Source organism: Candidatus Limnocylindria bacterium (assembly GCA_036523395.1).
GTDB lineage: Bacteria > Chloroflexota > Limnocylindria > P2-11E > P2-11E > CF-39.
Genome location: DATDEH010000082.1, coordinates 1 through 11,008, shown reverse-complemented (window position 1 = coordinate 11,008; position 11,008 = coordinate 1). Strand labels below are relative to the sequence as shown.

The window sequence follows — 11,008 nt, the reverse complement described above, 5'->3', positions numbered from 1 at the left end:
TCGCGAGAGCGGGCCAAGTCATCGGCAAGGACGACGCGGGCCGCGCGCTGAACGTCCGAATTGTCACGAAGGGAATCGTCGCGCGGAGGAGCGACGGGCGGTCACGGCTGGAGGTTACCGACGCTTTCCAGGGAGCCCCGGTAGGCGACCGCTCTGCATCAGCGGCCTCAGCTGTTTCATCTGCTTCTGTAGCGACACAAACTGCTTTAGCAGGCTGTTGACGTCCGACACCTTCGTCCCGGAGCCGGCGGCGATGCGCTTCCGCCGCGATCCGTTGATCAGCGTGGGTTCGGCGCGCTCGGCCTTCGTCATCGACGAGATGATCGCCTCGATCCGCTTGAGCTCGTGCTCGGCCTGGGGGCCTTCAGGCAGCTGCTTCGCGAGGCCCCCCATGCCCGGGATCATCTTCAGCAGATCACCGAGTGGCCCCATCTTCTTCAGCTGTTGGAGCTGGGCGTAGAAGTCCTCGAACGTAAAGCGCGCCTCCATGATCTTCTTCGCCTGCTCTTCGGCGGTCTTGCGATCGACGGTCTCCTGCGCGCGTTCGACGAGCGTGAGGATGTCGCCCATCCCGAGGATCCGCTGCGCGAGCCGGTCGGGATGGAAGACCTCGAGCGCATCGAGCTTCTCCCCCACGCCGAGGAACTTCACCGGCACACCGGTCGCGGCACGGATCGACAAGCTGGCGCCGCCGCGTGCGTCGCTGTCCACCTTCGTCAACACGAGGCCGCTGACCGGTAGGCGCGCCTTGAAGGCGCTCGCCGCCAGGGCGGCGTCCTGGCCCGTCATCGCGTCGACGACGAGTAGGACCTCGTGCGGCTTCGTGGTGGTCACGACCGACTCGACCTCCCGCATCATCTCGTCGTCGATGTGCAGCCGGCCGGCGCTGTCGACGATCACCGTGTCCGCGCCGTCGCGCTGGGCGGTGGCGACGGCGGCCGCGACGTCCTCCGAGACGCGCCCGGCGGCGACGGCGATCACCGGGATCCCCAGCTGCTTCCCCAGCGTGCGCAGCTGCTCGATCGCCGCGGGCCGATGCACGTCGGCGGCGACGAGCACCGGGCGGCGTCCCTGCTTGCGCAGGACGTTCGCGAGCTTCGCCGCGGTCGTCGTCTTTCCGGAGCCCTGAAGACCTACGAGCAGCAGGACCGTCGGCGGACGCTCCGCGCGCACGAGCGGCACGGCCTCGCCGCCGAGCATCTCGACGAGGGCGTCGTGCACGATCTTCACGACCTGCTGCGCGCCGGTGATCGACTCGAGGACCTTCTCACCAAGTGCGCGCTCGCGCACCGTCGCGACGAGCTGGCGCACGACCTTGAAGTTCACGTCCGCCTCGAGCAGCGCGACGCGCACGTCTCGAAGCGCCTCTTCGAGATCGGACTCGGTCACGCGCGGGCGACCCCGGAGCCGCTCGAACGTCGTGTTCAGCTTTTCAGAGAGCTGCTCGAACATGTTCCTAGGCTACGGGCTTCGCCGACGCGCCATCTATCCCTATCGCTTGGAGCACCGCGGGCAGCTCGTCGCCAAGGACCTGCTGCGACCAGAGGAAGCCCTGCCCGATGTCACAGCCGAGTTCGCGCACGCGGTCGCGGATCTGGGTCGTCTCGACCCCCTCGGCAACGGTCTCGGCGCCTATCGACCGCGCGAAGCCGACCCCGGCCGCGATCACCGCATCGTCGAACGTCGAGCCCGCCCGCAGAACGAAGTGGACAGGTAGCTTCACGACGTCGAATGGGGCGTCGCGTATCGACATGAAGCGCAGGTAACCCTCGCCGAAGTCATCGAGTGCGACCCGGATCCCAGCCTCCCGAAACTCCTGCAGCGCGGCGAAGATCTCCGGCCCGTAGGTCGCCTCGGGCTGTGACTCGACCTCGATCTCGCCGGGCGCGATGCCGACCTCGGCCGCCGCGCGGAGGGTGTCGTCGATCAGCTCGCGGCCGATCGAGATCGGCCAGGCGTTGATCGAGGCGCGGCCGAACGGGACCGACGCGGTCCGCCAACGGGCCATCTGCCGAGTGGCGGTCCGAACGATGAAGCGCATGTAGTCCGGCGCGAGTCCAGCTGGTGGCACTTCATGGACGAACTTCGTCGCGTGAAGGAGTCCCTGCGTGGGGTGACGCCAGCGGATCGCGCATTCGACGCCCACGGGCTTGCCCGTCCGCATGTCGACCTTCGCCTGATAGAGAAGGAGAAGCTCGTCGGCGTCGAGCGCGTGCTGCAGCGCCGCGCGGGTGAACACGTGCTCAGCGAAAGCTCGGCCTCATGCCTGGGCTTGTATCGATCCGCTGAGCAGGGTCTTCAGCTCGTCGGCCGCGACCTCCGGTCCGTACAGCCGGCCCTGCACGATCTCGCAGCCGAACTGGACGAGCAGATCTTCCTGGTCCTTTGTCTCCACACTGTCGGCGACGACGCGGGCGCCGGTGACCTTCGCCGCTCCGACGATCGCCTGGACCGCCTCGAGGCTCTCGGTCCCGAGCACCGGCAGATCGCGCGCGATCGGGTAGCCGATCTTGAGCGTGTCGAAGCCGGAGGCCGCGTCGGCGATCGCCGGGTCGCCGAACTCCTCGGATGCGATCCGAACGCCGAGCCCGCGGATCTTCTGGACAGGCTCGGCCAGCAGGGGATCACGCACGCTGCCGCGCGGGCACTCGATCTCCACGTCACTTGGAGCGATGCCGCTCGACGCGATCGCGTCACGGACCATGTCGACGACATCCGGCCGCTGCAGCGTGTGCGTCCACATGTTCGCCGCGACCAGCGGAACATGAACGCCCTCTTTCCGCCATGCGACCACCTGCGCGCACAGCGCGCGCAGTACCCAGCGATCGAACTCAACGTGCAGCGAGCCCTGATCGAGGAGCGGCACGATGTCGCTCGGGCCGATCATCCCGTGCGCCGGGTGCGGCCAGCGCACGAACGCCTCGATGCCGACGAGCTTGCCGGTGGGCACGTGCACCTGCGGCTGGAACTGGAGCGAGAGCGCGTTCTCATCGAGCGCGCGCTTGAGCTCTTCGGGCCGGAGACGAACGATTGCCATGGCGCGCTAAGGCTAAGCCGCGCGCGGCAGCAACGCCTCAACGAAAGCGCGGGGGTCCATTGGAGCCAGGTCGCCAGCCTTCTCGCCGACGCCGAGGAACTTCACCGGCAAATGCAGTTCGTGCACGATCGCAAAGACCGCGCCGCCCTTCGCGGTCCCATCGAGCTTCGTTACCACGAGTCCAGTGACATTTGCGTCCTTCGTGAACTGACGTGCCTGCTGGATCGCGTTCTGGCCAGCCGTCCCATCGAGCACGAGCAGGACCTCATCCGGCGCGCCCTCGCGCGCGCGTCCCGCGACGCGAACGATCTTGCCGAGCTCGTCCATGAGATGACCCTTCGTGTGAAGACGGCCTGCGGTATCCGCGATGACGATGCTGTTCCCGCGTGCGGTGGCCGCATTGATCGCGTCGAAGACGACCGCCGCCGGATCCCCGTCGGGCCTCCCGGACACGATCGGCACGCCGACGCGCGATGCCCAGGTCTCGAGCTGCTCGATCGCGGCGGCGCGGAACGTGTCCGCCGCCACGAGAAGCGGTGTTTCTCCCGCGTCCTTCAGGCGCTTGGCGAGCTTCGCGGCGGTCGTCGTCTTTCCGCTGCCATTCACGCCGACGACCAGAACGACCCGCGGCCGCTGGCCAGATCCCCGCAGCGCGCCGTCTCTACCCGAGAGCTCGGCGACGAGCACGTCGCGCACGGCGTCGAGGGCCTTTCGGATCGTCTTCAGCTCACCGGTCGTGGTCAGATCGCGAACCTGGGCCATGAGCGGATCGACGAGCGACACCGACAGATCGGCGCGCAGGAGTCCCTCCTCGAGCTCGTCAAGGAACTCAGGCGTGAGCGGCTCCTCCGGCTTGCGACCGAAGAGGCGGGCGAGGAATCCGCCTCGCGTCTTCGCAAGGCCCTGCTCGAGACTCACCGATCCAACCTAGGGCGCGAGCCAGAGGAACGCGACGAGGCCGACGGCGAATGCGACGACGGACGACGCGATGTTGCGCGGGGTGGACGTGTCCGCGAGCGCGACGGCAACGATCGGTCCAAGGGGTGTGAAGAGGAATTCGCTCGTCCCGAAGCCGAACGCGAGCCGCGTGTAGACACCGGCGGCGACCGTTCCCGCGATCGCGAGCGGGGCGGAGAGCTGCCCGGCCATGATCGCGCGCGCCCAGATATAGCCGATGATGAAGTGGAGCACCGCGTTCCCAACGAACGCCGGTGCGTTGCTGGCGACCGCGACCAGGTAGTAGATCCCCCAGCCCGCGGTCGCGATCCAGCCCGCGACGAGCGCCGTGCGCCGCCAGGTCAACGGCTAGCCCGCGCGCTCGCGCTGCTCGTCCAGCTCCGAGAGCTTGAGCGAGATCACCTTCGACACTCCGCCGTCATCCATCGACACGCCGTAGAGCATGTCCGCGGCTTCGATCGTGCCGCGGTTGTGCGTGATCACGACGAATTGTGTGCGGTCGGTGAGCTCGCGGAGCGCCTGCGTGAAACGCCCGACGTTCCGCTCGTCGAGCGCGGCGTCGACCTCATCGAGAACGCAGAAGGGCGCCGGCTTCACGCGCAGGATCGCGAGCAGCAGCGCGGTCGCCGTGAGGGCGCGTTCCCCGCCGGAGAGCTGCGCCAGGCTGCCGATGCGTTTCCCCGGAGGCCGCGCATAGATCTCGATGCCCGGATCCTCGGGATCGTCCGACGTTCGCAGCGAGGCCTGCCCGCCGTTGAAGAGGCGCTGGAAGAACACGCCGAACTCGCGGTCTACGGCCATGAGCGTCGTCGCGAACTGCTCGGCGATCGTCGAGGCGAGGTCGTCCGCGAGGGAGCGCAGGTCGGTCATCGCCTTCTCGAGATCGGCGCGCTGCGTCGAGAGGAATTCATAGCGCTGCCCGATGTCAGCGAGCTCCGTCGCCGCGAGCGGGTTCACCGGCTCGAGCGCGATGAGGCGGCGGCGCAGGCGCTGCAGCGCGGCCAGCGTGCTGCCCTTCTCCTTTTCATCACTGTCGTCCTCGATCGCGATCGACTCCGGGTCGGGTAGCGGCTCGTCGTCCGGCAGGCCGAGCTCGGCCCGCACCTGCTCCTCGAGCAGGCGCAGCGCCCCGGAGGCGCGCTCTTCCTCGACCGCAAGCTTGCCTCGTTCGCCCCGCAGCTCGGCGAGGCGCTCGCGCGCCTTCGCGAGGCGCTGCTCCGACTCGCGGCGTGACCCCTCGGCGGCGAGCGCGCGCTGCCGCGCGAGCTCCGCGGACCGCTCGGCCTCGCGCGCATCCGCGGCGGCGCGGCCGAGATCGCCCTGCGCGGAGTCGAGCTTCGTCTTGGCGTCTCGCTCCTGAGCGGCTAGTGCACGCAGACGCTCTTCGTCCGCGGCGATGCGGCGCTCCGCCGCACCGACCTGCTCGTCGAGCGTGTCGCGCAGACGCACGAGCGAGCCGCGGCGCTCTTCACTTGTCGCCGCGTCGAGCCGCGCCGCTTCGGCACGCTGCGTCGCCGACCCGTGGGCGTCGGATGCGGACTGCTCCCCGCGCTCGGCCTCGGCGAACGCTGAGCCGGCCTCGGCGCGGACCTTTGCGGCCTCCGATCGCTCGGCGGCGAGCCTTTCGCGGCGCTCGAGGATCTCACGCCGCTCGCGCTCGATCGATGTCGCGCGCGCGTCGGCGACGCGCACCAGATCGCGCACGTCCGCGTCGGTCGACGCGAGCTCGTCGACCACGCGTTCCGCGTCTCCGCGCGATCGCTGCGCCGCATCGAGGCGCTCGTCGACTTCGGCCGTGCGCGCCTCGGCGCTCGTCCGCTCCTGCTGGAGCTGCGCGAGACCGCGCTCCGCTCCGGTGAGCTCTTCCCGAAGACGCGACGCCATGCCTCGCAGTTGCGCCCGCGCTTCCTGGTCGGCCTTGCGGCGCGGGTCTCCGAAGCGGACGAGACCGGGAAGCACCAGAAGACCACTTGGGGCGACGACGACTCCCGCGCGGAGCGCCGTCGCGGCGGCGATCGCCGAGGCGTCGTCCTCGGCGATGAAGATCGCGACGTCTGGCGCGAGGCGGCGGCAGCCACGCGGCGCATCACCGGCGTTCTTCGTGCTCGTCATCGCGACATCCCCGAGAGCTGCGGCGACCGCGTCGGGCAGGTTCAACCGTTCGTGCAGCCACGCGAAGCCATCAGGCAGCTTCGGACGCGGTACGCCCGCGTCGCGCGCGGCGAGCTCGCCCTCGGCGCGCTCCGCAGCCTCGCGGAGCGCGGTCGTCTGGCCGCGGATCAGCGCGAGGTCGCCGTCGATCCGCTGCAGCTCGTTGCGCGAAGCCGCGGCTCGCGCCGCCGCGGATTCGACCGCGCGCGCGGCCGTCGCGACCTTCTCACGAGCCTTCTCGAGCTCGACCGCGATCCGCGCCCGCTCTCGTTCCCGTTGCGCGCGCTCGGTCGCGAGCTGCGACGTGACGGTCGCGAGCTCCTCGTCACGAGCATGGAGCGCGCGCTCCTCGTCCCCCAGTCGTATCTCGTCGTTCTCGCGCAAGAGGTGCGCGCGCTCGGCCTCGACGCGCGCCGCTCGCGCCTCGGCGAGTGCGATGCGCGTACCCGACGCTTCGACCTCCGCGGTACGCGCGGCATCCGCAGAGTCCCGCGCGCGCCGTGCGGCCGTCGCGGCCTCGTCGTCCACCTTCTGGCGCTGTTCGCGCAATGACGTGAGCTGCGCCGGGAGAGCCGCGAGCGATGCGCGAGTGCGGTCGCGTTCGGCTGCGATCGCGTCGAGGCTCGCCTGCAACGCGGCGACGCGCTCGCGAAGGCCGGCTTCGGTGCTCGCGGCGTCGCCCGCCGCGATACGGCGCCGCTCCTCTTCCTCGCGCGCAGCGCGCAGCTCGTCGTCGCTTCCCGCGGTGACCATCTCGCCCTCGCTCACGAAGTCGACGAGGCGCTCGATCTCACGATCGACGCCGACGATCTTCGCGGCCAGATCACCGCGCGTCGTCGCGGTCGAGCCGAACGACGCGCGATACCAGCGCAGTGCGCGTCGGCGTAGCTCGGAACGGACGTGCTCGTACTCGTTCCACTTGGCGACCTGCTCGCGCAGCAGCTCGACGCGTGGCCCGATCTCGCGGAGGATATCGACGACACGCACCATCTCCGCCTCCGCGTGCTTGAGCCGCGTCAGCGCTTCTTCACGGCGGAGCTGGAGGCGCCGCGTGCCCGCGGCCTCCTCGATCACGGTGCGGCGATCGGCCGGACGGAGCGCGAGGATCTGGTCGACCAGGCCCTGGCCGATGACGACGAACGGGTTGTCGGCGAGATTGGCACCGGCGAGCAGATCCTGCAGATCACGCAGACGAACACGCGAGCGGTTCACGAGGTACTCGGCCTCGCCGTTGCGGAACAGACGGCGCCCGACCTCGACCTCGGTGAATTCGATCGGCAGGCGGCGCGACGTGTTGTCGAGCTGCAGGATCGCCTCGGCCATGCCGAGGCTCTTGCGCGTCTCGGAGCCGCCGAAGATGAGCTCCTCGTTCCTCTTCGCGCGCAGGATGCGCGCGTTGTTCTCACCGAGCGCCCAGCGGATCGCGTCTGCCACATTCGACTTTCCTGAACCGTTCGGGCCGATGATCGCGGTGATGCCCGGCGCGAACTCGAGATGTGTCTTGTGCACAAAGCTCTTGAACCCCACGAGATCGAGACTCTTGAGAACGGCCTGTGCTTGAGCGCTGCCGCCGTCGATCACTTTCAGCTCGTCGCTCACTTCGTCACCAGCTCGAGCAGCTTCGCCGCAGCCGCTTCCTGCGCCTCGCGCTTCGACGAGCCCGACCCGCGCGCGACGTTGCCGCCGACCTCGACCTCGACCTCAAAACCGCGGTGATGCTCCGGACCGCTCACCTCGAGCATCCGATACGCCGGCAGTGCGAGCTTCTCGCCCTGCGCCCACTCCTGCAGAAGCTGTTTCGCGGACTTGATCGGCGCGTGTTCGATGTCGTCGAGGACGTGGCCCATCGTCTCGAGGACGATCTCCTTCGCTCGCGCGAAACCCGCCTCGTGGTAGACGGCTCCGATGAACGACTCGTAGAGGCTCGCGGCGAGACCCATGCGGGATCGTCCGCCGGTCTCCTCTTCACCGCGACCGAGGCGCGCGCGCTGCGGCAGATCCAGCTCGCGACCGATCGCCGCGAGCGCGGTCGATGACACGAGCGTCGCGCGAAGCGATGTGAGCTCGCCCTCTGTCGCTTCCGGAAAGCGCCGGTAGAGCTCCTCCCCGATCACCAGATCGACGACCGCATCGCCCAGGAACTCCAGCCGCTCGAAATCGCGGATGCCTTTTCCGACGTGCTCGTGCAGATACGAGCTGTGCGTGAGCGCGGTCGCAAGCAGCTCAGCGTCTCGGAAGCGGTATCCAGCGATCTCCAGGTCAGCCATCTCCTCCGACATAAACGAAGAGGCAGGGGCTAAAGCGCCCCTGCCTCCCCTATTACGTCTGTGCGTGGTCTCCCGTGGTCCTGCTCTCGCTACGCGACGTGCTCCTCGATGTATTCCGCGGCGTCGCCGACGGTCTTGATCTTTTCGGCTTCCTCGTCGGAGATCTCCATCCCGAACTCTTCCTCGAGGCTCATGATGAGCTCAACGAGATCCAGAGAGTCGGCGTTCAGATCCTCCACGAAGGACGCTTCTGGCTTGACATCGCCTTCGTCGACCCCGAGCTGCTCGACAACGATCTTCTTGAGCCGCTCGTAGGTTTTGCCCTCCGCCAAACCGCCTACCTCCTCCGCGTGTGCGCTGCCCGCCCGTCCGCCCTCGGCAGCTCCGCGCAAGTGTCGGTGGGCGGAAACCGCCCGTCAATCGGGCCTCTGGACAGACTAAAGGAACAGGCCTCCTCAAGACTCGTTCAGTAGGCAGATGACCGACGGTTGGCGCGAGCTCTACGACCTCGAGTACCCACGCCTGCTGCGGGCGCTGCTGGCCATCGGGGGCGACCCCGACGCGGCCGAGGACGCGGCACAGGAGGCATTCGTGAAAGCGCATAAGCAGGGCCTCGCGACCCTCGACCGGCCCGGAGCATGGCTCCTCGTCGTCGGCACGCGGGAGCTGCTGCGGCAGCGTCGCCGCCGGCGCGTCGAGGACGATCGCTGGGCCGAGCGCGCGACGTCCGAGTCATCGGCGTTCGACGCAGTCGCGGACCGCGCCGACCTCCTTGCGGCACTCCGCCAGCTACCGGAACGGCAGCGGACGATCGTGGTCGCCCGCTACTACTACGGCCTCAGCTACGACGAGATCGCCAGTCACTTCGACATCAAGAGCGGAACTGTGGGCGCAACGCTCCACCAGGCGATCGAGAAGCTGCGCCAGGTACAGATCGCTGGGCGACTCGCCCGAGGAGCCATGCGATGAAGACAGACGAACCGCGTGACGACGAGATCCTGGGTCGCGCGCTCTCGCGCGCGATCGAGACCTCCGAGGTCAGCGAGACGCCCTATGACCGTTCGCGCATCGGATCGCGGCCGGTGAAGCGCGGGGCCTCGTTCTGGCGTGTGGCCGCGCTCGCCGCCGCGATCGTGGTCGCCGGCGCGCTCGGCTCGACGCTGCTCGAACGGCCTGCGACGGACCAACCCGCCGGGCAGCAGCCCACGCCCACGGTCGCCGCGCACACGCCGGCGGTAACCACGACACCAGTGCCGACGCCTACGCCGCAGCCGACTGCGATCGACCACCAGGTCGTGTACTTCGCGCGAGACGGACTTCCCCCGGTGGGCGTGCATGTGCGTGGTGTTGGCGATCAGCGGAATCCTCTCCAGACAACCGCGGTGGCTCGCATCACGTCGCGACTCGCGGTGGTCACGCTCAATTCGGGTCTGGAGAAGTTTCCTGATGCCGACCCGGTCCCATCTGGGGCGTTCAACGCGATCCGACCGCCGAATCAGGCCAACGCACAGGGCGTAGGCGCTGTGCGGGTGGACGGTGACACGGCGACCGTGGACCTTTCCGTCAGGAACGACGACTGGGGGATCCGTGGCTCGGCCCTGACGCTCGCCGCTCTGCAACAACTCGTGTACACGGCGACGGAGGAGCCCGGAGTTCGGCGCGTGCTCTTCACCCAGAACGGCGGCAAGCCGTTGCACATCGACCAGTTCGTGATGGACAAGCCGCTCGCGCGGGAAGACGTGTCGGGCTACGGCCCGCAGCAGGATGAGGTCGTCGGGGAGGGTCAGTCGCGGCCGTGCGCGCCGACCTGCCCAAGCCCGTCGCCCGCGGTGCTCAGCAACAACTATTCGGTCGATACGTTCGCCGCTGGAGTCGCGAGGTTCATCGTGCAGGTGGACTCCGGCGACTGGGACGCCTTCACCGTCAGCGGCAAGACAGTGGACGACACGAAGGATCCGGCGCAGAGCAAGTACCAGATCGTGCTGGAAGTTCGCGGGACCGAGCGGAAGCCCGGGCTCGAGGTCATCGATCGCTCGCCGCTGCGGTCGATCAGGTCCACACCGAAGTCCGGCAGCACGACGTACGAGCTCGCGCTGGATGACCACCGGCCCTGGCGTGTCGCTCTCCTGCCGAATCCGGACCGCATCGTCGTGGACATCGGCGGCTTCGCGACGTCGCTGAGCGACACCGTCGCCGTGTACTCACCGAAGCCGGGCGACACGGTCCGCCAATTCACCGTCAGCGGGCTGTCGCGTACGTTCGAGGCGACGACCGCGTGGCGTGTCGTCGATTCCGCAAGGCGCGTCCTGGCGAACGGATTCACGCAGGCAAGCCGTGGTACCAGTGCTGTGTGGGGCACCTTTCAGATGTCGATCGACCTCTCGAGTGTGAGTGGGAACGTCACGCTCGAGGTCTTCTGGGCGAGTCCACGCGATGGCGCGGACACCGGGCTGGTGCAGATCCCGCTGACGGTGCGCTAGGCCGAAGGCTCTTTCCGTCCGCCGACCGCGGTCGCGAGCACGCCGTTGACGAACTTGGGTGAGGCCTCACTGCCGAACATCTTCGCGAGCTCAACGGCCTCGTCGATGATCGCCGC

Annotated in this window: 11 protein-coding genes; 2 read left to right on the top strand and 9 right to left on the bottom strand. The window is 68.7% G+C overall.

The genetic code is table 11. The annotated features are described in order from the left end of the window. Positions 1-114 precede the first annotated feature (114 nt). The 8 genes from ffh to acpP all read right to left on the bottom strand — a co-directional run bounded on the left by ffh (position 115) and on the right by acpP (position 8,744). Positions 115-1,452, bottom strand: coding sequence for a signal recognition particle protein (ffh, locus tag VI056_10575; protein HEY6203476.1), 1,338 nt, complete (start codon positions 1,450-1,452; stop codon positions 115-117). 4 nt (positions 1,453-1,456) lie between these two features. Continuing rightward, positions 1,457-2,239 carry an EAL domain-containing protein gene (locus VI056_10570; protein ID HEY6203475.1) on the bottom strand — a complete coding sequence of 261 codons (783 nt, stop codon included), beginning with the start codon at positions 2,237-2,239 and terminating at the stop codon, positions 1,457-1,459. 21 nt (positions 2,240-2,260) lie between these two features. Beyond that, positions 2,261-3,037 carry an EAL domain-containing protein gene (locus VI056_10565; protein HEY6203474.1) on the bottom strand — a complete coding sequence of 259 codons (777 nt, stop codon included), beginning with the start codon at positions 3,035-3,037 and terminating at the stop codon, positions 2,261-2,263. 12 nt (positions 3,038-3,049) lie between these two features. Then, entirely contained in the window at positions 3,050-3,955 is a 906-nt protein-coding gene (gene ftsY / locus VI056_10560; GenBank protein ID HEY6203473.1) for a signal recognition particle-docking protein FtsY, read from the bottom strand. A 9-nt stretch (positions 3,956-3,964) separates the two neighbouring features. Then, positions 3,965-4,339, bottom strand: a complete 375-nt coding sequence (locus tag VI056_10555) for a hypothetical protein (protein HEY6203472.1) — start codon at positions 4,337-4,339, stop codon at positions 3,965-3,967. 3 nt (positions 4,340-4,342) lie between these two features. After that, a complete protein-coding gene (locus tag VI056_10550) occupies positions 4,343-7,744 on the bottom strand; it encodes an AAA family ATPase (protein HEY6203471.1) in 3,402 nt (1,133 codons plus the stop codon). Continuing rightward, positions 7,741-8,412, bottom strand: coding sequence for a ribonuclease III (rnc, locus tag VI056_10545; GenBank protein HEY6203470.1), 672 nt, complete (start codon positions 8,410-8,412; stop codon positions 7,741-7,743). The genes VI056_10550 and rnc overlap by 4 nt, the downstream gene beginning before the upstream one ends. Positions 8,413-8,501: 89 nt before the next feature. Further along, positions 8,502-8,744 (bottom strand): acyl carrier protein, encoded by a 243-nt coding sequence (gene acpP, locus VI056_10540; GenBank protein HEY6203469.1) that lies wholly within the window; start codon positions 8,742-8,744, stop codon positions 8,502-8,504. 145 nt (positions 8,745-8,889) lie between these two features. Between acpP and VI056_10535 the strand changes: the two genes are divergently transcribed. Continuing rightward, positions 8,890-9,381: a sigma-70 family RNA polymerase sigma factor gene (locus tag VI056_10535; protein ID HEY6203468.1), complete on the top strand. Its 492-nt coding sequence runs from the start codon at positions 8,890-8,892 to the stop codon at positions 9,379-9,381. After that, positions 9,378-10,892 (top strand): Gmad2 immunoglobulin-like domain-containing protein, encoded by a 1,515-nt coding sequence (locus tag VI056_10530; GenBank protein HEY6203467.1) that lies wholly within the window; start codon positions 9,378-9,380, stop codon positions 10,890-10,892. The genes VI056_10535 and VI056_10530 overlap by 4 nt, the downstream gene beginning before the upstream one ends. On the opposite strand, the gene VI056_10525 is transcribed toward VI056_10530, so the two are convergent. Beyond that, a partial coding sequence (locus VI056_10525) for a transcription antitermination factor NusB (GenBank protein ID HEY6203466.1) occupies positions 10,889-11,008 on the bottom strand: 120 nt, incomplete at its 5' end. The genes VI056_10530 and VI056_10525 overlap by 4 nt on opposite strands.

Excerpts from the sequence above, each read along its gene's own strand:
- VI056_10535 (HEY6203468.1), top strand. The coding sequence starts at position 8,890 with ATGACCGACGGTTGGCGCGAGCTCTACGACCTCGAGTACCCACGCCTG.
- VI056_10530 (HEY6203467.1), top strand. The coding sequence starts at position 9,378 with ATGAAGACAGACGAACCGCGTGACGACGAGATCCTGGGTCGCGCGCTC.
- ffh (HEY6203476.1), bottom strand. The coding sequence starts at position 1,452 with ATGTTCGAGCAGCTCTCTGAAAAGCTGAACACGACGTTCGAGCGGCTC.
- rnc (HEY6203470.1), bottom strand. The coding sequence starts at position 8,412 with ATGGCTGACCTGGAGATCGCTGGATACCGCTTCCGAGACGCTGAGCTG.
- VI056_10565 (HEY6203474.1), bottom strand. The coding sequence starts at position 3,037 with ATGGCAATCGTTCGTCTCCGGCCCGAAGAGCTCAAGCGCGCGCTCGAT.